Annotated in this window: 10 protein-coding genes; 7 read left to right on the plus strand and 3 right to left on the minus strand. The window is 74.1% G+C overall.

The features are described from left to right. From ACWCRA_RS00005 to ACWCRA_RS00015, 3 genes are all read left to right on the plus strand, one after another. The coding region (locus tag ACWCRA_RS00005; RefSeq protein ID WP_451066387.1) for an amino acid adenylation domain-containing protein at window positions 1-5,973 on the plus strand (5,973 nt) is incomplete at its 5' end. 20 nt (window positions 5,974-5,993) lie between these two features. Further along, window positions 5,994-13,181: an amino acid adenylation domain-containing protein gene (locus ACWCRA_RS00010; RefSeq protein ID WP_451066605.1), complete on the plus strand. Its 7,188-nt coding sequence runs from the start codon at window positions 5,994-5,996 to the stop codon at window positions 13,179-13,181. A 119-nt stretch (window positions 13,182-13,300) separates the two neighbouring features. Beyond that, window positions 13,301-14,137 (plus strand): siderophore-interacting protein, encoded by an 837-nt coding sequence (locus ACWCRA_RS00015; RefSeq protein ID WP_351545518.1) that lies wholly within the window; start codon window positions 13,301-13,303, stop codon window positions 14,135-14,137. 77 nt (window positions 14,138-14,214) lie between these two features. Here ACWCRA_RS00015 and ACWCRA_RS00020 read toward each other — a convergent pair whose 3' ends face one another. Together ACWCRA_RS00020 and ACWCRA_RS00025 are read right to left on the minus strand one after the other, a co-directional pair. Beyond that, on the minus strand, window positions 14,215-15,393 hold the full coding sequence (locus ACWCRA_RS00020) for a FecCD family ABC transporter permease (RefSeq protein WP_451066388.1): 1,179 nt from the start codon (window positions 15,391-15,393) through the stop codon (window positions 14,215-14,217). After that, window positions 15,390-16,394 (minus strand): FecCD family ABC transporter permease, encoded by a 1,005-nt coding sequence (locus ACWCRA_RS00025; protein ID WP_351545524.1) that lies wholly within the window; start codon window positions 16,392-16,394, stop codon window positions 15,390-15,392. Before ACWCRA_RS00025 ends, ACWCRA_RS00020 begins: the two co-directional genes overlap by 4 nt. A gap of 386 nt (window positions 16,395-16,780) precedes the next feature. On the opposite strand from ACWCRA_RS00025, the gene ACWCRA_RS00030 reads away from it, so the two are divergent. The 4 genes from ACWCRA_RS00030 to ACWCRA_RS00045 all read left to right on the plus strand — a co-directional run bounded on the left by ACWCRA_RS00030 (window position 16,781) and on the right by ACWCRA_RS00045 (window position 21,424). Continuing rightward, complete coding sequence (locus ACWCRA_RS00030) at window positions 16,781-17,602, plus strand: 2,3-dihydro-2,3-dihydroxybenzoate dehydrogenase (RefSeq protein WP_351545527.1); 822 nt, start codon at window positions 16,781-16,783, stop codon at window positions 17,600-17,602. Window positions 17,603-17,755: 153 nt separating this feature from the next. Further along, window positions 17,756-18,910, plus strand: a complete 1,155-nt coding sequence (locus tag ACWCRA_RS00035) for an isochorismate synthase (RefSeq protein WP_451066606.1) — start codon at window positions 17,756-17,758, stop codon at window positions 18,908-18,910. Next, window positions 18,907-20,643, plus strand: a complete 1,737-nt coding sequence (locus ACWCRA_RS00040) for a (2,3-dihydroxybenzoyl)adenylate synthase (protein WP_451066389.1) — start codon at window positions 18,907-18,909, stop codon at window positions 20,641-20,643. Before ACWCRA_RS00035 ends, ACWCRA_RS00040 begins: the two co-directional genes overlap by 4 nt. A 157-nt stretch (window positions 20,644-20,800) precedes the next feature. Continuing rightward, window positions 20,801-21,424: an isochorismatase family protein gene (locus ACWCRA_RS00045; RefSeq protein ID WP_351545536.1), complete on the plus strand. Its 624-nt coding sequence runs from the start codon at window positions 20,801-20,803 to the stop codon at window positions 21,422-21,424. Window positions 21,425-21,701: 277 nt separating this feature from the next. On the opposite strand, the gene ACWCRA_RS00050 is transcribed toward ACWCRA_RS00045, so the two are convergent. After that, on the minus strand, window positions 21,702-22,370 hold the full coding sequence (locus ACWCRA_RS00050; RefSeq protein ID WP_351545539.1) for a hypothetical protein: 669 nt from the start codon (window positions 22,368-22,370) through the stop codon (window positions 21,702-21,704). Window positions 22,371-22,613 lie beyond the last annotated feature (243 nt).

Raw genomic sequence — 22,613 nt, forward strand, 5'->3', positions numbered from 1 at the left:
CTCACCCACGGCGGCCTCACCAACCTCTACCGCGACCACGAACGCGCGCTGTACGAACCGGTGGCCGGACGCCTCGGCCGGCGCGTCCGCGCCCTGCACACCGCCTCCTTCTCCTTCGACTCCTCCTGGGAACAGCTCCTCTGGCTCGTCGCCGGACACGAACTCCACATCCTCGACGAATACGAACGGCGGGATGCCGAGGCCGTGGTGGGCTATGTGCGCGAGGCCCGCATCGACACCCTCGATGTGACCCCTTCGTACGCGCGTCAGCTGATCGACGCCGGACTGCTGACCGGACCGTGGAAGCCCCCACTGCTCCTCCTCGGCGGCGAGGCCGTACCCCCCGCGCTCTGGGAAGAACTCCGCAACACCCCCGACGTGGAGGTCGTCAACTACTACGGACCCACCGAGTTCACCGTCGACGCCCTCACCGCCCGTGTCACCGACTCCCCCACCCCCGTCATCGGCACACCCCTCGACAACTCCCGCGCCCACATCCTCGACGCCCACCTGCGACCCGTACCCCCCGGCATCCCCGGCGAGCTGTACCTCTCCGGCATCCAGAACGCACGCGGCTACCTCCACCGCCCCTCACTCACCGCCGAACGCTTCACCGCCGACCCCTTCGGCACACCCGGCGACCGGATGTACCGCACCGGCGACCTCGCCCGCCGCCGCACCAACGGACACATCGAATACCTCGGCCGCACCGACGACCAGATCAAAATACGCGGCTTCCGCATCGAACCCGGCGAAATCGAAACCGCCCTCACCGCCTGCGAGGGAGTCTCCGCCGCAGCCGTCATCGTCCGCGACAACCGGCTCCATGCCTACACCACCGGACCCGCCCACCCCGACACCATCCACCACACCCTCACCACACAACTCCCCGACCACATGATCCCCGCCACCATCACCAACCTCCCCACCCTCCCCACCACCATCAACGGCAAACTCGACCGCACCGCACTCCCCACCCCCGAGGCGTCGCCGGCCGGGATCTCCCGGGGGCCGCGCGATGCCCGTGAGGAGATCATCTGCGGGATCTTCGCGGAGACGCTGGGGATCGGCTCCCTAGGGGTGGACGACGACTTCTTCCATCTCGGCGGACACTCGCTGCTCGCCACCCGCGCGGTGAGCCGGGTGCGTTCGGCACTCGGGGTCGAGTGCGGGGTCCGGGATGTGTTCGAGGCGCGGACCGTCGCCGCCCTGGCCGCCCGCCTCGCCGGGCACTCCGCCACCGACCGGCCCGCCCTGACCGCCGTCCCCGCCGCCGAGCGGCCCGAACGGCTGCCGCTCTCCCCCTCCCAGCGCCGGCTGTGGCTGATCGACCGTGTGCGCGGCCCCAGCCCGGCGTACAACGTGCCGTTCGCGGTACGGCTCCGGGGTGAACTGGACCCCGCCGCCCTGGAAGCGGCCGTCCACGATGTCGTCACCCGCCACGAGGTCCTGCGCACCCTCTTCGCCGAACACGACGGCGAACCCCACCAGCGCGTCCTCCACCCCGACGACGCCCGCCCGGCGCTCCTGGTGCGGGAGGTGCCGGTGGAGCGGCTGGCGGCCGAGGCGGAGGCCTTCTGCCGTCAGGCCCTGGATCTGTCGGTGGATCTGCCGCTGCGCGTGACCCTGCTGCGGACCGCCGAGGACGACCACACCCTCGTCCTCCTCCTCCACCACATCGCCACCGACGAATGGTCCACCGGACCCCTCCTCACCGACCTCGACACCGCCTACCAGGCACGAATCAACGGCCGGACACCCCACTACACCCCCCTCCCCGTCCAGTACACCGACTACGCCCTCTGGCAGCACCACCTCCTCCACAACACCCAACTCACCACCCGCCAGACCCACCACTGGCACACCACCCTCACCGGCCTCCCCGACGAACTCACCCTCCCCACCGACCGACCACGCCCCGCCCTCCCCAGTGGCGCCGGCGATGTGGTGACGTTCGCGGTGCCGGAGGCGACGGCGGAGGGTCTCGCGCGGATCGCCCGGGAGAGCGGCGCGACCATGTTCATGGTGGTGCACGCGGCGGTCGCGGCCCTGCTGCACCGGCTCGGCGCGGGCGACGACATCCCCCTCGGCAGCCCGGTGTCGGGGCGGAGCGACGAGGCGCTGGACGGTCTGGTCGGCTTCTTCCTCAACACGCTGGTGCTGCGGGCCGATGTGTCCGGGGACCCGACCTTCACCGCGCTGGTGACACGGGTCAGGGACGCCGGTCTCGCCGCGTTCTCCCATGCGGATCTGCCGCTGGAGAGCGTGGTGGAGGCGGTGGGCCCGGCGCGCTCGCAGTCCCGGAATCCGTTGTTCCAGACGATGGTGACGTACTACGCGACCGGTGAGGGGAGACGGGAGCTGCTGGGTCTGCCGGCGGCGGAACTGCCGCTGGAGACCGGCGGCGCCAAGCTGGACCTGGAGGTGGCGTTCGCCGCGTCCGGGGACGGGGCGCTCTCCGGCGGGGTCCGGTACGCCATGGATCTCTTCGACCGGGCCACGGCGGAGCGGCTCACCGGCCGGCTGCTGCGGCTGCTCGACGCGGTCGCCGCCGATCCGGGCGTCCCGGTGTCGGAGGCGGCGCTGATGGACGAGGAGGAGCGCGAGCGGATTCTGTACGGCTGGAACGACACCGCCAGGGAGCTGGACGGGCCGGAGACCCTGGCCGGCCTGGTGGCGTCCGGTGCGGCGCGCGGGCCGTCGTCCGACGCGCTGGTGCACGAGGGCGAGGTGGTCTCGCGGGCGGCGTTCGACAAGCGGGTGAACCGGCTGGCGCGGCTGCTGATCGTGCGGGGCGTGGGCCCCGGGTCGGTCGTGGGGGTGGCGCTGCCCCGCTCGGTCGCGCTGCTGGTGGCGGTGCACGCGGTGGTGCGGGCCGGTGGCGCCTATCTGCCGCTGGATCCGGCACTGCCCGGGGACCGGCTGGCGTACATGGCGGAGACGGCGGGGCCGGTCTGCGTTCTTACCGACAGTGCGTCGGTATCCTCGCTGCCGCCGGGGATCACCGCCGAACGGGTCGTGCTGGACGACCCGGTGACGGTGGAGCGGCTGGCCGCGCTGCCCGGCTCCGAGGTCACCGACGGGGACCGGCGGGAGGCCCTGCTGCCCCGCCACCCCGCGTATGTGATCTTCACTTCCGGCTCCACCGGACGGCCCAAGGGCGTGGTGGTGGAGCACGCGGCCATCGTCAACCGGCTCCGGTGGATGCAGGGCGCCTACCGCCTCACGGCGGCCGACCGGGTGCTGCACAAGACTCCGGCGAGCTTCGACGTGTCGGTGTGGGAGCTGTTCTGGCCGCTGGCGGAGGGGGTGCCGCTGGTGATCGCCCGGCCGGACGGGCACCGCGACCCCGAGTATCTGGCGTCGCTGATCCGCGCCGAGCGCGTCAGCGTGCTGCACTTCGTGCCCTCGATGCTGGCGGCGTTCCTCGGCGAGGTCGAGGTGGCGTCCTGCCCGAGCCTGCGGCTGGTGGTGTGCAGCGGTGAGGCGCTCCCGGGTGAGCTGGTGACGCGGTTCCACGCCTCCGCCGGCTCCCGCGCGGTCGCGCTGGAGAATCTGTACGGGCCGACCGAGGCGGCCGTCGATGTCACCGCCGCCTCCTGCCCGCCGGGCACCGGCGCCACCCCCGCCCCCATCGGCTCACCGGTGTGGAACACCCGGGTGTATGTGCTGGACCGCGCGCTGCGGCCGGTGCCGGAGGGGGTCGCGGGAGAGCTGTATCTCGCCGGGGCGCAGCTGGCCCGGGGGTACGCGGCCCGGCCGGGGCTGACGGCGGAGCGGTTCACCGCCGACCCGTACGGGCCGCCCGGGGCGCGGATGTACCGCACCGGCGATCTGGCCCGGCTGCGGAACGGCCGGCTGGACTATCGGGGCCGCTCGGACGACCAGGTGAAGATCCGGGGCTTCCGGATCGAGCCGGGTGAGATCGAGGCGGTGCTCGCGGCGGCGCCGGAGGTGGCGCGGGCCGTGGTCGTGGTGCGCGAGGACCAGCCGGGCGTACGGCGGCTGGTGGCCTACGCGGTGCCCGCCGCCGGTGCGGCGGTGGACGCGGCGCGGCTGCGGGCACTGGCGGCCGAACGGCTGCCGGAGTACATGGTGCCGTCGGTCTTCCTGGAGCTGGAGCGGGTGCCGCTGTCGCCCAACGGCAAGCTGGACCGGCGGGCGCTGCCCGTCCCGGAACCGGCCCCGGCCCCGGCACCGGCCGCCCCGGCGGCCCCGGCGGCCGGACCCGCCCCGGGTGAGGGCCCGGTGGAGGTGCTGGCCCGGCTGATGGCCCGGGTGCTGGGCCGGCCCTCGGTCGGCGCGGACGACAACTTCTTCGAGCTGGGCGGGGACAGCATCGTCTCCATCCGGCTGGTGAGCCTGGTCCGCAAGGAGGGGCTGACCATCACGGCCCGGCAGATCTTCCAGCAGCCGACCCCGGCGGGTCTCGCCTCGGTCGCCAAGGGGGCGGCCGCGGCTGTGGTCCGGCCGGTGGACGACGGGGTGGGCCCGCTGCCGCTGCCGCCGATCGCGCGCTGGCTGGCCGGGCGCGGCGGACCGTTCCAGCGGTTCTGCCAGGCCCGGCTGGTGCGGCTGCCCGCCGGGGTGCGGGACGAGGATCTCGTACCGGCGCTCCAGGCCCTGTTCGACCACCACGACGGGCTGCGGCAGTCGCTGACGGTGGCCCGGCCGGGGGTGTGGGCGGCCGAAGTGCGGCCGCGCGGGGCGATCGGCGCGGGCGCTGTGCTGCGGACCGTCGACGCCGCCGGGCTGAGCGGCGCCGCGCTGCGGGAGCTGGTCGGGCGGGAGTCCGCGCGGGCGGCCGGGGAACTGGACCCGGTCGCCGGGGAGACCGTGCGTGCCGTGCGGTTCGACGGCGGCCCCGGGCGGGCCGGGCGGCTGCTGCTGGTCGCGCACCATCTGGTGGTCGACGAGGTGTCCTGGCAGATCCTGCTGCCGGATCTGCGGGCCGCGTGGGAGGCGGTGGCCGCGGGACGGCCGCCGGTGCTCGATCCGGTGGGGACCTCGCTGCGGACCTGGACCACCCATCTGCTGGCGGAGGCGGAGAGCGGGCGCAGGCTCGCCGAGCTGGACCGCTGGCTGGAGGCCGAGGTGCCCGGCCGGGTGCTCACCGCCCGCCCGCTGGACCCGGCGCGCGACACGGTGGCGACGGCGCGGGAGCTGACCGTGCGGCTCTCCGCCGAACGGACCGCGCCGCTGCTGGAGGCGGTGCCGCAGGCGTTCCACGGCACCGTCAACGACACCCTGCTGACCGCGCTGGCGCTGGCGCTGGGCGACTGGGCCGCCCGTGCCGGGCAGGTGGTGCCGGGCGGTTTCGCGGTGGAGCTGGAGGGCCACGGCCGGGAGCAGGAGCTGCTGCCGGGCGCGGATCTCTCCCGTACGGTCGGCTGGCTGACCAGCCTGTATCCGCTGCGGCTCAGGGGCCGTCACGATCCGGTGGCGGTGCTCGCCGGGGAGCAGGACGCCGGCGGGGCGCTCAAGGAGGTCAAGGAGCTGCTGCGGGCCGTCCCCGACGGCGGGGTGGGCGCGGGGCTGCTGCGGTACGCCAACGCGGCCACGGCTCCGCTGTTCGATCCGGCGGCCCGGCCCGAGGTCCTCTGGAACTATCTCGGCCGCCACACCGCCGACGCGGTCTCGGCGGAGTGGGGCCCGGCCGCCGAGGCGGACGCCCTGGCCGTGGCGCCCGATCCGGCGACTCCGCTCTCGCATCCGCTGGAGATCAACGCGGAGATCGAGAACGGCCCGGAGGGGCCGCGTCTCACGGCCTCCTTCGTCTGGGCGGGCGAGGCCCTGAACCAGGCCACCGTCGGCGACCTGGCCGACGGCTGGCTCGCCGCGCTGGACGCGCTCGCCGCCTGGGCGGACGCGCCGGCCGGCACCGGGGGCCACACGCCCTCGGACCTCGACCTGGTCGATCTCGACCAGGACCAGATCAGCATGGTCGAAGCAATGTGGAGGGATCAGCAGTGACGCAGGCTCGAATCGAGGACATGCTCCCGCTGTCCCCGCTGCAGCAGGGCATGCTCTTCCACTCCGTGTACGACGCCGAGGCCACCGATGTGTACACGGTGCAGGTGTCCGTGGCGCTGACCGGCCCGGTGGACGCCGGGCGGCTGGAGCGGGCGGCGGGCGCGCTGCTGCGGCGGCACGCCAATCTGCGGGCCGGGTTCTGGCACGAGGGGGTGCCGCAGCCGGTGCAGTTCGTCCCCGCCGAGGTGCGCGTTCCGGTGGGCCGGGTGGATCTGACGGCCGGGGCGGGCGGTTACGGCGGGGCGGTGCCGGAGGAGCTGCGGCGGGTGGAGCGGGCCGAGCTGGCCCGCCGGTTCGAGCTGCACCGGCCGCCGCTGCTGCGGCTGCTGCTGGTGCGCCTCGGGGAGAACGATCACCGCCTGGTCGTCACGGTCCATCACATCCTGGTCGACGGCTGGTCGATGCCGCTGCTGGTGGGGGATCTGCTAGCGCTGTACGAGAGCGGCGGCGACGCCTCCGGGCTGCCGGCCGTGCGCCCGTACCGGGAGTATCTGAAGTGGCTGAGGCAGCAGGACGGGCCGGCCGCCGAGGCCGCGTGGCGGGGTGCGCTGGCCGGGGTCGAGGGGGCGACGCTGGTCGCCCCGGCCGATCCGGCGCGTACCCCGGTGCGGCCCGGGACGGTGGCGGCCGAGCTGTCCGTCGAGGCGTCCGGGCGGCTGGTCGCCACCGCGCGCCGGCTCGGCACCACGCCGTCGACGCTGATCCAGTGCGCGTGGGGCCTGCTCATCGGCGCGCTGACCGGGCGTCAGGACGTGGTGTTCGGTCTGACGGTGTCGGGGCGGCCGGACGAGCTGCCGGGCGTCGAGTCGATGGTGGGGCTCTTCATCACCACCGTGCCGGTGCGGGTGGCGCCGCGTCCCGGCGAGAGCGCGGAGGACTTGCTGCGGCGGTTCCGGGACGAGCAGAACGGGCTGCTGGCCCACCACCACCTGGGGCTGCGGCTGATCCAGAAGCAGGCGGGCGGCGGGGAGCTGTTCGACACCCTGGTGGTCATCGAGAACTATCCGGTGGACCCGGACGCCGGGCCGTCGCTCTCCGGCGGGCTGAGTGTCGCCGGGGTGGAGGCCCGGGACGCCACGCACTATCCGCTGACCCTGGCGGTGGCGCTGGAGGAGCGGGTCCGGCTGGAAGTGGAGTACCGGCCCGATCTCTTCGACGCCCGGCGGGCGGAGCTGATCGCGGACCGGCTGGTGGCGGTGGTGGAGCAGTTGGCCACCGCCCCGGGCACGGCGGTGGGAGCGCTGGCGCTGCTGCCCCCGGCGGAGCGGGACCGGCTGCTGGCCGGGGCACGGGGTCCGGGTCTGGAGGTCCCCTCGGGTACGGTCGCCGACCGGTTCGCCGAGCGGGCGGCCGGGTCCGGGGCCGAGCGGGCGGTGGTCTCCGGCGCCGCTGAGCTGAGCTTCGCGGAGCTGGACGCCCGGGCCGCGCGGCTGGCGGCGCTGCTGGCGGCGCGCGGGGTGGGCCCCGAGTCGGTGGTGGCGCTGGCGGTGCCGCGCTCGGCGGATTCGGTGGTGGCGATCCTGGCGGTGCTGCGGGCGGGCGGCGCGTATCTGCCGCTCGATCTGGACTATCCGGCGGACCGGATCGGGTACATGATCGAGGACGCCTCGCCGGTGTGTGTGCTGACCACGACGGCGGCGGCGGGGCTGCTGCCGGAGGGCGGCGGCCCGGAGCGGATCGTCCTGGACAGCGAGTGGACGGCGGCGCAGCTCGCCGCCTTCGGGACGGGGTTCGACGCGCCGGCGGTGCGGCCGGACCACCCCGCGTATGTCATCTACACCTCCGGCTCCACCGGACGGCCCAAGGGGGTGGTGCTCACCCACGGCGGGCTGGCGAATCTCTACGCCAACCATCTGGGCGCGGTCCTCGGCCCCGTGGTGTCCGCCGCCGGGGGGCGGCGGCTGCGGGCGCTGCACACCGCGTCGTTCAGCTTCGACACCTCGTGGGAGCAGCTGTTCTGGCTGATCGCCGGGCATGAGCTGCATGTGCTGGACGAGGTGGCGCGGCGGGACGCCGAGTTCGTCGTCCGCTATGTGCGCGAGCGGCGGATCGACACCATGGATGTGACACCGGCCTACGCGGGTCAGCTCGTGGAGTGGGGGCTGCTGGACGGCGCCGCGCACCGGCCGGCGCTGCTGCTGCTGGGCGGGGAGGCGGTGCCGGACGCGCTGTGGGAGCGGGTGCGGGCGGCGGCCGGGGTCATGTCGGTGAATCTGTACGGGCCGACCGAGTACACCGTGGACGCGCTCGCCGCCGATCTGTCGCGGAGCGCGACGGCGGTGGTGGGCCGGCCGATCGGCAACACCTCGGCGTATGTGCTGGACGCGGCGCTGCGACCCGCTCCGGCGGGCACGGCCGGTGAGCTGTATCTCGCGGGCCGGGGCCTGGCGCGCGGCTATCTGGGCCGGTGCGCGCTGACCGCCGAGCGGTTCGTCGCCGACCCGTACGGCCCGCCGGGGACCCGGATGTACCGTACGGGCGATCTGGTGCGGCTGCGGGCGGACGGCGAGCTGGAGTATCTGGGCCGGGCCGACGACCAGGTGAAGATCCGGGGCTTCAGGATCGAGCCGGGCGAGATCGAGTCGGCGCTCACCGCGCTCGCAGGGGTGGGCTCCGCCGCCGTGGTGGTGCGCGAGGACACTCCGGGCGTGCGGCGTCTCGTCGCCTACACCACCGGTGCGGCGGAGCCGGAAGCGGTGCGCGCGGAACTCGCCGCGACTCTGCCGGAGTACATGGTTCCGGCGGCGGTGGTGGTCCTGGACGCGCTGCCGCTGAATGTCAACGGCAAGCTGGACCGGGGAGCGCTGCCCGCCCCCGTGCTGGGCGGCGGGGAGGTCTCGCGGGCGCCGCGCGGACCGGTGGAGGAGACGCTCTGCCGGGTCTTCGCCGAGGTGCTGGGGCTGGCGTCGGCCGGGGCCGACGATGACTTCTTCGCGCTGGGCGGGGACAGCATCGTCTCGATCCAGCTCGTCTCCCGGGCGCGCAAGGAAAAGCTGACGCTCACCCCGCGCCAGGTGTTCGAGCAGCGGACGCCGGCGAGGCTGGCCGCCGTCGCGGGCGCGGGTCCGGTGGCCCGGGCGGCCGTGGCCGAGGGCCCGCTGGTGGTCCTCGACGACGCCGGCCGGGCGGTGATCGGGCGGGCGTTCCCGTCCGCCGGGGAGGTGCTGCCGCTCTCCCCGCTCCAGGAGGGGCTGTACTTCCACGCGGTGTACGACGACCGCGCGCTCGATGTGTATCTGATGCAGAACTTCCTGGAGCTGCTGCACGCGGTGGATGTCCGGGCGCTGCGCGCGGCGTTCGGCGCGCTGCTGCGCCGGCACCCCCATCTGCGGGCCGGTTTCTGGCACGAGGGCCTGGACGGGCCGGTGCAGGTGGTGCCGGAGCGCTGGGAGCTGCCGTGGCGGGAGCTGGATCTGACCGGGCTGGACCGGGCGGCGCAGGACGAGGCGCTGCGGGAGTTCTCCCTCGCGGACGCGGCGGCCCGGTTCGACCTCGCGGCGCCGCCGCTGATCCGGGTCACGCTGATCAGGTTCGCCGCCGAGCGGTGGATGCTCTGTGTGACCCAGCACCACATCCTCACCGACGGCTGGTCGGAGTCGCTCTTCTTCGAGGAGCTGTTCGCGCTGTACGGGCGGGGCGGCGAGGTCGACGGGCTGCCGCCGGTCACCCCGTACCGCGAGTATCTGCGGCTGCTCGCCGGTACGGACACGGAGGCGTCGGCGCGGGCGTGGCGGGACCATCTGTCGGGCCTGGACCAGGCGACGCTGGTGGCCCCGGCCGACCCCCTCCGGCAGCCGGTGACGGCCGAGGTGGTCGAGATGGTGCTCGACGAGAGCACCAGCGACCGGCTGCGCGCCTTCGCCCGGGGGTGCGGTGTCACGCTGAACACGGTGCTGAGTTCGGCGTGGGCGCTGGCGCTCTCGGGGCTGACGGGCCGGGACGATGTGGTGTTCGGGGCGACGGTGTCGGGGCGTCCGGGGGAGCTGCCCGGTGTCGATCAGATGATCGGCATGTTCATGAACACCCTGCCGTTCCGGGTGACGCTGCGGCCCGGGGAGCCGCTGCGGGAGCTGCTGGTGCGGGTGCAGCGGGAACACGCGGAGCTGCTGCCGCACCACGCTGTGGGCCTGGGCCGGGTTCAGCAGGTCAGCGGGGTGGGGCAGCTCTTCGACACGCTGTACGTCTTCCGCAACACCCCGCTGGACGACGCGGCCCGGGAGGAGGCCGAGGCCCGCTACCGGATCGGCTGGACGCACAGTGTCGACGGCACCCACTATCCGCTCACGCTGGCGGTGACCCCGGAGCGGGAGCTGGAACTGAGCCTGGCGTACCGGCCCGATCTGTACGACCGGGAGACGGCGGAGCGGATCGCCGGGCGGCTGCGGCTGCTGGTGGAGCAGCTCGCCGACGGCGGGGCCGAGCCGGTGGGCCGGCTGCGCACCCTGGCGGACCGGGAGCGGGCAGGACTGCTCGCCCGCGGCGACGACCTGGGCCATCCGGTGCCGGACACCACGGTGGTGGAGCTCTTCGGCGAGCAGGCCCGGCGCACCCCGGACACCACGGCGCTGGTCTTCGACGGGGAGCGGCTGAGCTACGCGGAGCTGGACGGGCGGGCCAACCGGCTGGCGCGGGCGCTGATCGCCCGGGGGGCCGGTCCGGAGCGGGTGGTGGCGCTGGGGCTGCCGCGCTCGGCGGAGTTCGTGGTGGCGCTGTTCGCGGTGCTGAAGACGGGCGCGGCCTATCTGCCGCTGGATCTCGGCCATCCGGTGGAGCGGCTGGCGGCGATGACCGGCGACGCGTCGCCGCTGACGCTGGTGACCTCGTCGGCGGTGGCCGGGCGGGTGCCGGACGGCTGCGACCGGCTGGTGCTGGACGCCCCCGGGACCGTCGCCGAGCTGGCGGCGCTCCCCGCGGGGCCGGTCGCGGACGCGGAGCTGACGGCCGCGCGCGACGGCCGCCACCCGGCGTATCTGATCTACACCTCGGGCTCGACCGGCCGTCCCAAGGGGGTGGTGGTGCCGTACGCGGGACTCACGAACATGCTGCTGAACCACCGGGAGCGGATCTTCGCCCCGGCGGTTCGGCTGGCGGGCGGGCGCCGGCTGCGGGTGGCGCACACCGTGTCGTTCGCCTTCGACATGTCGTGGGAGGAGTTCTTCTGGCTGGTGGACGGGCACGAGGTGCATGTCATCGGCGAGGAGCTGCGGCTCGACCCGGCGGCGCTGACCGCGCACTACGACCGGGTGGGCGTCGATGTCGTCAATGTGACCCCGTCGTACGGACAGCAGTTGATCGACGCCGGGCTGCTGGCGCCGGAGCGGCACCGGCCGGTGCTGGTGCTGCTGGGCGGTGAGGCGGTGCCGGACTCGCTCTGGTCGCTGCTGCGGGAGACCGAGGGGACGCTCGGCTACAACCTGTACGGTCCGACCGAGTACACGATCAACGCGCTGGGCGCGGATGTCGGCGGCAGCGCCGGCTCCTGTGTCGGGCGCCCGATCCACAACACCCGCGCCTATGTGCTGGACAGCGCGCTGCGGCCGGTTCCGGCCGGGGTGCCGGGCGAGCTGTATCTCGCGGGGGCGGGTCTCGCGCGGGGCTACTTCGAGCGGCCCGCGCTGACCGCCGGGCGGTTCGTCGCCGATCCCTTCGGCGCGCCGGGGACGCTGATGTACCGCACCGGCGACCTGGTGCGCTGGCGCGGCGACGACGCGGGGATCGACTATCTGGGCCGGACCGACCAGCAGGTGAAGATCCGGGGCTACCGGATCGAGCTGGGCGAGATCGAGTCGGCGGTGGCCGCCCTGCCGGGGATCGCCGCCGCGGCGGTCGTCGTCCACACCGGCCCGTCCGGTGTGCGGCGGCTGGTGGCCCACACGGTGCCCGCGGCGGGGACCGCGGGCGCCGACCCGGTGCGGCTGCGCTCCGAGCTGTCGGCCGTGCTGCCCGAGTACATGGTGCCCTCGGCGTTCGTGGAGCTGGCGGCGCTGCCGCTGACCGTGAACGGCAAGGTGGACCGGGCGGCGCTGCCCGCGCCGGACTTCGGTGACGCGGGCGGCGGGCGCCCGCCGAAGGACGCCCGGGAGGAGCTGCTCTGCCGGGTCTTCGCCGAGGTGCTGGGCGTGGAGCGGGTCGGCACCGAGGACAACTTCTTCGAGCTGGGCGGGCATTCGCTGCTCGCGATGCGCCTGGTCGGCCGCATCCGGGCCGAGCTGGGGATTCCGGTGCAGGTGGGGACGGTGATGTCGGCCCCGACGGTCGCGGATGTCGCGGCCCGGATCGGCACCGACGCCCGGCGGGACGCCCTGCGGGTGCTGCTGCCGCTGCGGGAGCGCGGGGGCCGCGCGCCGCTGTTCTGCTTCCACCCGGCGTCCGGGTTCGGCTGGCAGTACACGGGTCTGCTCCGCCATCTCGACCCGGAGCGGCCGGTGTACGCGCTCCAGTCGCCGGGTCTGACCGGTGAGCTGCCGGATGTGGCGGATGTGGCGGCGCTCGCCGAGCTGTATCTGGCGGAGATCCGCGCCGTGCAGCCCGAGGGGCCCTACCACTTCCTGGGCTACTCCTTCGGCGGCACCGTCGCGCAGACGCTGGCGGCGCTGCTCCAGGAGCGGGGCGAGGAGGTGGCGTTCCTGGGGCTGCTGGACGCCTATCCGCCGGAGAACGACGACTGGTCGTATGCCGACGCGCCGGACTGGCGGGAGCGGCTGGAGCGGGAGGAGAGCGGCTTCCTGCTCGCGGTCGCGGGGGTCACCGCCCGGGGCGGGGAGCGGATGTCCGACGGCGGGGAGCCGCTCCCCGGGGGCGGGCCGAGCCGGGAGGAGGCCGTCGCCGCGATCCGGGACAGCCAGGGTCTGCTGGCCGGGTTCGACGACGCGCTGCTCGCCGCGATCGTGGAGACCAATGTGCACTGTGTGCGGCTGCTCTCGCGCAGCCGGACCCGGCGCCACCGGGGCGATGTGCTGTTCTTCACGGCCGCCCGCAGCACCGAACCCGAGGACGAACCGCTGAAGGTGTGGCCGGAGTTCGTGGACGGCCGGATCACCGAGCACGTGCTCGACTGCTCGCACGACGAGCTGATGGACGCGGGCCGGCTCGCGGAGATCGGGCCGCTGCTGGACGCGGCCCTGACCGCCGCGGGCCGCCGGTCCTGACGGCCGGGCCCCTCCCGCCGGTCCGTGTGCCGGGGCCACCGCCCCGGCACACGGACCGGCCTCCATGTTATGCAAGGCTTACCTAAGTTCATCCTCTTGTCGGAAGTGAGAACACCACCGTGGAAACCAGGAAGCTGCCGGAGATCGAGGTCGTCTACCACGACATCACGGTCCGTACGCTCGACGTGCTGCGGGTCACCCGGCCCACCCCCCGGATGGTCCGGGTGACCCTGGGCGGCCCCGAGCTGGCGGGCTTCGTGGACCGCTCCCCCGCCGACCATGTGAAGTGCTTCTTCCCTGAGCCGGGTGCCGAACTTCCGGTCCTGCCGAGGGTCGCCGACGACGGGGACGGTCTCGAATTCCCCACCGAGCCGCCGTTCCCGGTCTCCCGGGACTACACCACGCGCCGCTACGACGCCGAGGCCGGCGAACTGGACCTGGACTTCGTCCTGCACGGCAAGGGGGTCGCGTCCGTCTGGGCGGAGCAGGCCGCCCCGGGCCAGAAGCTCGGGGTCGCGGGCCCGCGCGGCTCCATCCTGGTCCCGTGGGAGTTCGACTGGTATCTCTTCGCGGGCGACGAGACCGCGATTCCGGCGATCTGCCGGATGCTGGAGGATCTGCCCGAGGGCGTGCCGGTGAAGGCGTTCCTCCTGGTCGACGACGCCGCCGAGGAGCACCCGATCGACACCCGCGCCGACGCCGAGATCGTCTGGCTGCACCGGAACGGGCTGGCGCACGGCGAGGGCGATCTGATGGAACGGGCGGTCAAGGGCGTGGAGTTCCTGCCCGGGAGCCCCTTCATCTGGATCGCCGGTGAGGCGGGCGAGCTGAAGCCGATCCGCCGCCACCTCCACAAGGACCTCGGTCTGGACCGCGACTACACGGACGTGGACGGGTTCTGGAAGCGCGGAATCGTCAATCTGGACCACCACGAGCCCCAGGACGAGGACGACTGATCCCCGTACCGCCGCGAGAACGGCCCCGGCTCCCGCGAGGGGAGCCGGGGCCGGGCCGTTGGCGGCCGTACGGCGGCTCAGCGGCGGCCCGCCCGCCACTCGTGGGTCAGCAGCCACATCAGATAGAGACCGCCGATCGCGGCGGTCATGATCCCGACGGGGAGCTGGACCGGGGCCAGCACCCGCTGGGCCGCGAAGTCGCTCACCGTCAGCAGCAGGGCGCCCATCAGCGCGGCCGGCACCAGGGTGACGCCCGCGCTGCGGGTGAGCCGGCGGGCCAGCTGCGGCGCGGCGAGCGCCACGAAGGCGATCGGTCCCGCGGCGGCGGTCGCGGTGGCGCAGAGCAGCACCGCCAGCACCACCAGGGCCAGCCGGGAGCGCTCCACCGGCACCCCGAGGGACTTGGCGGAGGCGTCGCCCGCCTCCATCATCCGCAGGTGCGGGCCGAGCAGCAGCGCCGCCGGGAAGAGGACGGCGACGGCGACCAGCGCGGGCACCAACTGGTCCCAGCCCCGGCCGTTGAGCGAGCCGGTGAGCCAGACGGCGGCGGCGTGCGCCTCGTCCAGCGACGCCTTGATCATCAGATAGGAGTTGACCGAACTGAGCAGCGCGCCCGCCGCGATGCCGACCAGGATCAGCCGGTAGCCCCGCACGCCGCCCCGCTTGAAGGAGAGCGCGTACACCACCAGGGCGGTGGCGAGACCGCCCAGCACCGCGCTGACGGCGACGGCGCCCGCGCCGCCGCCGAAGACCAGGATCTGGAAGAGCGCGCCGGTCGCGGCGCCGGTCTCGAAGCCGATGATGTCGGGGCTGCCGAGGGGGTTGCGGGCCAGGCTCTGGAAGATGGCGCCGCTGACCCCGAGGGCCGCTCCGACGACGACACCGACGAGCAGGCGCGGCAGCCGCAGGGTGTTGACGACGTAGTCGGTCGCGGTGGTGCCGGCCCCGGCCAGGGCGCGCAGCACATCGGGGGGCGAGACGGTGAAGTCGCCGGTGCCCAGCGCCAGGACGGCGACCGTGAGCAGGGCGGCGAGCAGCACGGTGCCGACGGCCAGGGGCCGTCCGGCCAGCCGGAGGGCGATCCGGCCGCCCGCGAGCCGGACGCGCAGCCCGGGGACGACCTGTTCGGCGGAGGGGCGCTTCCGCGGCTCCGGCCCGCCGCCGGGTGCGGCGGCCCCGGGCGCTCCGGGCGCATCGGGCGCATCGGGCGCATCGGGTGCTCCGGCGGGGGCGATGGTCGGGGAGTCAGCGCTCATAGCTGGGGCACCTTGCGCGTACGGACGAGGGCGACGAGGACCGGGGCGCCGATGGCGGCGGTGACGATGCCGACGGCCAGCTCGTCGGGGCGCACCACGAGACGGCCGAGGACATCGGCCCCGAGGAGCAGGACCGGGGCGAGGACGACGCAGTAGGCGAGAATCCAGCGGTGGTCGGGGCCGGTGATGAGCCGGGCCGCATGGGGCACGATCAGCCCGACGAAGCCGACGGGCCCCATGGCGGCCGTGGCGGCGCCGCAGAGCAGCGTCACCGAGAGCACGCCGAGGACCCGGGTGCGCACCACACGGGCGCCGAGCGCCTTCCCCGTCTCGTCGCCGAGGGCCAGGGCGTTGAGGGAGCCGCTGAGCGAGAGCGCGATCACCGCCCCGAGGACCAGGAACGGCGCGACCTGCCCCAGGACGGCGCCCTCACGACCCGCGAGCGTGCCGACGGCCCACATCCGCAGCTCGCCGAAGGCCTCCTGGTCGAGGAAGGTGACGGCGGTGATCGCGGCGATCAGGGAGGCGTTGACGGCCGTTCCGGCGAGGATCAGCCGCACGGGTGTCGCCGCGCCCCGGCCGGAGGTGCCGAGGACGTAGACGACGACGGCGACCACGACGGCTCCGGCGAAGGCGAACCAGACATAGCCCAGCAGGGAGGTGATCCCGAAGCCGCCGATGGCGATGACGACGGCGGCGGACGCCCCGGACTCGATGCCGAGGAGCCCGGGGTCGGCGAGCGGGTTGCGGGTGAGGGCCTGCATCACGGCCCCGGAGAGGCCGAGTCCGACGCCGACGGCGATGCCGAGCAGGGTGCGGGTGAGCCGGTAGTCCTGGACGATGACGGCGTTCTCGGAGCCGTCGGGGTCGAGCAGCCCCTGGACGACATCGCCGAAGGGGATGGACTTGGCGCCCAGGGAGATGCTGAGGACGACGACGAGCGCGAGGGCGGCGCCGGCGGCGAGCAGCCCGGCGAGCCGCACGGCGAGGGAACGCCGCACGGGCGAGCGCGCCCCGCGCTCCCTCCCGGTCGCCGCCCCGGGCGCGGAGCCCGGGGGGCGGAAGGCACCGGCGGTGCCGCCGGTCCGGGCGGTGCCGCCGGTTCGCCGGGGGGCCGGGGATTCCCCGGGGCCCGGGGGGTCCTGGGGGGCCCGGGGGTCGGTCGCGCCGATGCGCGGGGGGACCGTGGCCACGTCACCTACTCCCACTGATGCCAGGGAAACGCTCACGGCCTCACCTGGCGAAGAACTAAGGTAAGCCTATCTTAAGTAGATAAAGGGAAATCTCCGCGACCTCAACGGAGTTCACCGGCGGAACCACCGCCGGGACAAGGGTGGGCCCCTCGGGAAAGTTAGGTTAGGCTCACCTAAGAATGAGGAGGTTGCTCATGCCTGACCCCAGTGCGTCCGCCGGGGAGTTCGCCGGACGCGTGGCACTCGTCACCGGTGCCGGACAGGGCATCGGCGCGGCCGTGACCGAGGCGCTCACCGCGCTCGGCGCCACGGTCGCGGCCACCGACCGCGCCGCGGGCCCGGTCTCCGCCGTCGCCTCCGCGCTCACCGGGAAGTTCGCCGGCGACCCCGGGGCCGGGCGGGTGCGGGCCTACCCGCTGGACGTCACCGACGCCCGCGCGGTCGAGGACACCGTCGCCCGGGTCGAGGACGAACTCGGCCCCGTCGGCGTCCTCGTCAATGTCGCCGGTGTGCTGCGCACCGCCCCCGTGGTGGAGATGACCGACCGGGACTGGGCCGACACCTTCGCCGTCAACACCACCGGCGTCTTCCACCTCTCCCGCGCCGTGGTCGCCCGGATGACACCGCGCCGCTCGGGCTGCGTGGTGACGGTGGCCTCCAACGCCGCCGGCATCCCCCGCCCCCGGATGGCCGCCTACGCCGCCTCCAAGGCCGCGGCCGTGATGTTCACCAAGTGTCTGGGGCTGGAGAGCGCCCGCGACGGCATCCGCTGCAATGTGGTGGCCCCCGGCTCCACCGACACCCCCATGCAGCGCTCGCTGTGGACCGACGCGTCGGGCCCCGCCCGGGTCATCGACGGCGACCCCTCCCCGGCGGCGTACCGCACCGGCATCCCGCTCGGCCGGATCGCCGAACCGGCCGACATCGCGGACGCCGTGGTCTTCCTCGCCTCCGACCGGGCCCGGCAGATCACCATGCACGATCTGTACGTGGACGGCGGCGCGACCCTGCGCTGACCGGCCCCCGGCTCGCACGGGGCGTTCGCCCGCCCGCCGCCCGGCCCGCACCACCTCGACCGCCCCGGAACGCGATCCGTATCCGCCACCCCCACTTCGAACAGAGGAGTCACCGTGTCGACGGCTGCCCATGAAGTCGCCACACACCGCACGATGGACGAACCGGCGCACCCCGCCGTGGGAGCCGCCACCGCACTTCTCGACGACTACCGGCCGGACACCCGCTTCCTCGCGACGCCCACCCGCACCCTGCTGGCCGGCGGGGTACGCCACGAGATATCCCCGGGCGACGGCCCCGTCGCCCGGCGCGTGGCCGCCGCCCTCGCCCGGCACCCCGGCTCCACGGTGATCGGCGCCATCCCCTTCGACCCGTCCGCCGCCCCGGCGCTGGTGATCCCGGAAACCCTGCGCAGCGCGCCCGCGCTGACCGCCGATCCGCTGATCGCGCTCCCGGCCGCCAGTCCGCCGCCCGGGCGCTGGGAGATCAGACCCGAGCCCGAACCCGAGGTGTACGCGCGGGGTGTGCGGTCCGCCGTCGACCGGATGTGGCAGGGCGAGTTCAGCAAGGTCGTCCTCGCCCGGACGCTCGCGCTGACCGGGCGGGACCCCCTCGACATCCCCGCCATGCTCCAGCGGCTCGCCCGCCGCGACCCGGCCGGCTACACCTTCGCGCTGCCGACCCGCCCCGGCCGCACCCTGCTGGGCGCCAGCCCCGAACTGCTGGTCTCGCGCCGGGGGAACCTGCTGGTCTCCAACCCGCTCGCGGGCTCCACCCCGCGCAGCCCCGACCTCGCCGAGGACGTACGGCGCGCCGCCGCCCTCCTCCAGTCCGCCAAGGACCTGCACGAGCACGCCGTCGTCGTGGACGCGGTGCACCAGGGCATGGCACTCCACTGCTCCACGATCGAGGTGCCGGCCCGGCCCACGCTCATCCGCACCGCCGCCATGTGGCATCTGTCGACCACCGTCACCGGGGTGCTGAAGAGCCCCGAGGTGTCCGCGCTGGAACTCGCCTGCTCGCTCCACCCCACCCCCGCCGTCTGCGGCACCCCCACCGCACTGGCCCGCTCCGTCATCCGGGAGACCGAACCCTTCGACCGGGGCTTCTTCACCGGAGTCGTCGGCTGGGGGAACGCCGACGGCGACGGCGAGTGGGTCGTCACCATCCGCTGCGCCGAGGCCGAGGGGCGGACCCTGCGGCTGTACGCGGGCGCCGGGGTGGTCTCCGCGTCCGAACCCGGGGCGGAGACCGCGGAGACCGCCGCGAAGTTCCGCACCTTCCTCAACGCCGTGGGAGCGGAACTGTGACCACCGAGACCCCTCGCGCACGGACCACAGGGACCCCCGGGCCCCCCGGTGTCCCGCGTGTTCACGATGGCCCGCGTGTTCACGATGGCCCCGACGGCGCTCCGCCGGCCGCCGCCGAGGCGCCCACCTGGCCCGCCGAGTTCGCCGCCCGCTACCGCGCCGCCGGCCACTGGCGCGGCGAGACCTTCGGCGAGATGCTGCGCGACCGGGCCGCGGCCCACCCCGGCCGGATCGCCGTCGTCGACCCGGCGGGCGGCCCCGGCGGCGGCCGGCGCGCCTGGAGCTACGGAGAACTCGACGAGCGCGCCGACCGGCTGGCCGCCGGATTCGCCGCCCGGGGCATCGGCAAGGGCGACAAGGTCGTCGTCCAGCTCCCCAACATCGCCGAGTTCTTCGAGGTGATCTTCGCGCTCTTCCGGATCGGCGCCCTGCCCGTCTTCGCGCTGCCCGCCCACCGCAAGACCGAGATCATCCACTTCTGCGCCTTCACCCGCGCGGTCGCCTACGTGGTCCCCGCCGTCCACGACGGCTTCGACTACCGCGAACTCGCCACCACGGCCCGCGCCCACTGCCCCGCGCTCCGGCATGTCTTCGTCGTCGGCGGCGACGCCGGGTACTTCGAGAACCTGGCGGACGTGCCGGCCGAGCCGGCCGCCGCGCTGCCCGGACCCGCCGCGCACGAACTGGCCTTCCTCCAGCTCTCCGGCGGCAGCACCGGTGTGCCCAAGCTCATCCCGCGCACCCACGACGACTACCTCTACTCCCTGCGCGGCTCCAACGAGCTGTGCGCGGTCGACGAGAACAGCGTCTACCTCTGCGTACTGCCCGCCGGGCACAACTTCCCGCTCTCCTCCCCGGGCACCCTCGGTGCGCTCTGCGCGGGCGCGCGGGTGGTGCTCTGCCCGAGCCCCGCGCCCGATGAGGCCTTCCGGCTCATCGAGAGCGAGGGCGTCACCATCACCGGGGTGGTTCCGCCGCTGGCGCTGGTGTGGACGGAGGCCGCGCCCCGCAGCGCGTACGACCTCAGCAGCCTCTCCGTGCTGCTGGTCGGCGGGGCGAAGTTCAGCGAGGAGACGGCCCGCCGGGTGCGCCCGGCGCTGGGGTGCGCGCTCCAGCAGGTCTTCGGGATGGCGGAGGGGCTGGTGAACTACACCCGGCTCGACGATCCGCAGGAGACCGTGGTCACCACCCAGGGACGGCCGATCTCCCCCGACGACGAGATCCGGGTCGTCGACGACGAGGACAACGACCTGCCGGTGGGCGAGACCGGGCATCTGCTGACCCGGGGTCCGTACACCATCCGCGGCTACTGGAACGCGCCCGAGCACAACGCCCGTTCCTTCACCGAGGACGGCTTCTACCGCACCGGCGATGTCGTCCGGCTCACCGCGAGCGGCCATCTGGTGGTCGAGGGCCGGGCGAAGGACCAGATCAACCGGGGCGGCGAGAAGATCGCGGCCGAGGAGGTGGAGAACCACATCCTGGCCCACCCCGCCGTCCACGACGCCAATGTGGTCGCCGAGCCCGATCCGTATCTGGGCGAGCGCACCTGTGCGTACGTCATCCTGCGGCCGGGCGCCGAGCCGCTGCGGGCGCCCGCCGTGAAGACGTTCGTACGGGAACGGGGGCTTGCCGCCTACAAGGTGCCGGACCGGGTGGTGTTCGTGGACGCCTTCCCGAAGACCGGGGTCGGGAAGGTGTCGAAGAAGGACCTCCGCGCCACCGCGCCGTAACCCTCTCCCGCCCCTCGCCCGCACCCGCACGGCCGGCCCTCCCGCGCCTCCCGCGTACGCGCGGGGCCGGCCCTTCCGCGCTTCCCGTGTACGCGGGGGGGGCGCCCCTCCCGCGCCGCCGCTCCGCACCCGCACCCCGCTCTGAAACGGAACTCCCATGGCCCTGCCCGCCATTGCGCCCTATCCGATGCCCCGGCCGGACGAACTGCCCGCCGGGCGGGTCGACTGGGAGGTGGACCCGGCCCGCGCGGTGCTGCTCGTCCACGATCTCCAGAACTACTTCCTGTCGGCCTTCGACCAGGGGGCGGAGCCGGTGGCCACCCTGCTGCACCAGGTCTCCCGGTTGCGCGAGGAGGCCGAGCGGCTCGGGGTGCCGGTGGTCTACACCGCCCAGCCGGGTGGCCAGAGCGCCGCCGAGCGCGGCCTCCAGCAGGACTTCTGGGGGCCGGGGCTGCCCGCCGGCCCCTGGGCGGCGGCGATCCCCGAGCCGGTGGCGCCCGGGCCCGGGGACACCGTGCTGACCAAGTGGAAGTACAGCGCGTTCGTCCGGACCGATCTGCTGGAGCGGCTGCGGGCCCTGGGACGCGACCAGGTGATCGTCACCGGTGTGTACGCCCATATCGGGGTGCTGATGACGGCCTGTGACGCCTGGATGCGGGACGTCCAGGCCTTCGTGGTCGCGGACGCCGTCGCGGACTTCTCCGAGCGGGACCACCGGATGGCGCTGGAGTGGGCGGCGGGCCGCTGTGCGCGGGTGCTGCCGACGGACCGGGTGTTCTGAGAAAAGGGAATTCCTCCGGTGCCGGCGGACCATGCCGCCGGCCATCGATGGATTCCTCGGGGATTCCTGGGTGATTCCTCGGGGATTCCACGCGGCTCCGCCGGAATCCGCTCGGCTCCGCTCGCCTCCGGCGGATTCCGCCGCATGCCCGCATTCCACTGGATTCCCCGGGGGCCGGCCGCCGGAATCGATCTCCCCGGGCTCCCGGCTCCGCCGGACCGGGTGAACGGAGGAGAACGCTTTTCCGGTGGCCCGCTCGCCCGTGGCGCGGCGCGCTCTACAGTGCGCGCGCCGCGACCAGCCGTTCGGCGACTCCCAGCCGGTTCGCCCATTCCAGCGCGGTGGGCAGCCGGGACTCCCTCGGCAGGGAGCCCGGGTCGGTGGCCGCCGAGTCCATCAGGTCCATGAGGGCCGCCTCGTTGACGGTGCCGGCCTCGACCCGGGCGATGAAGCGCGCGGCGGCCGCCCGGTCCCGGTAGCCGGCGTCGGCGAGGCTGTCGGCGAGCGACTGGTCGTCGAAGATGCCCGCGTAGCCGTCGCAGGAGGCGACCAGGCCGTCGTCCGCGATATGCGCGGGATAGGGCGCCCGGTCCCAGCGACCCCCTTCCCACCAGTACAGATAGCCCAGCTCACAGCCGTCGTTCAGCTCCCTGAGCCGGTTGAGCGGCAGCCAGTCCGGCGCGTTCACCAGCAGGTCGACCGGCTTGTCCCCCAGGTAGCTGGTGTCGCTGCAGTCGACGTCCTGGCCGTAGAAGGCGGCTCTGCCCTCCGGCCCCAGGACCAGATTCCAGCCGCCGTTGGAGTGCGAGCACGACAGCTCGCGGTCGCCCAGCCGGAAGGCCGGCCGCGCGGTTCTGGTGACGGCGATCAGTACGAGGACAACGGCGCGTTCCCACATCCGCTCGGGCCTGCCCAGCTGTGGTGGAATTGCCGGCTCGTTGGTCATTTCTGTCCCTGCTGTCAACGCTACGTATTGCTGACCGAACATTCAGCGCTACCGAACCATACGACCGGAGCGAGTGGTGACGCCAATGCGCGGCACGGCGATCACGGTGAGCACCGATCTCGTCCTGGGTTGTGCTGATTCACTGTCATGGATAGGCATGCGAAGCACCAAGGGAAGATTGTTCTGCGACGGGCGGTCGGGGAATTCCGGGCACGTCCGGCCGGTGGCACGCGTCAGCGCGTC

The sequence above is a fragment of the Streptomyces sp. NPDC001889 genome (assembly GCF_053594535.1).

Coding starts and splice junctions, on each gene's coding strand:
- ACWCRA_RS00030 (WP_351545527.1), top strand. CDS start 16,781: ATGCCTGACCCCAGTGCGTCCGCCGGGGAGTTCGCCGGACGCGTGGCA.
- ACWCRA_RS00010 (WP_451066605.1), top strand. CDS start 5,994: ATGCTCCCGCTGTCCCCGCTGCAGCAGGGCATGCTCTTCCACTCCGTG.
- ACWCRA_RS00045 (WP_351545536.1), top strand. CDS start 20,801: ATGGCCCTGCCCGCCATTGCGCCCTATCCGATGCCCCGGCCGGACGAA.
- ACWCRA_RS00035 (WP_451066606.1), top strand. CDS start 17,756: ATGGACGAACCGGCGCACCCCGCCGTGGGAGCCGCCACCGCACTTCTC.
- ACWCRA_RS00020 (WP_451066388.1), bottom strand. CDS start 15,393: ATGAGCGCTGACTCCCCGACCATCGCCCCCGCCGGAGCACCCGATGCG.
- ACWCRA_RS00050 (WP_351545539.1), bottom strand. CDS start 22,370: ATGACCAACGAGCCGGCAATTCCACCACAGCTGGGCAGGCCCGAGCGG.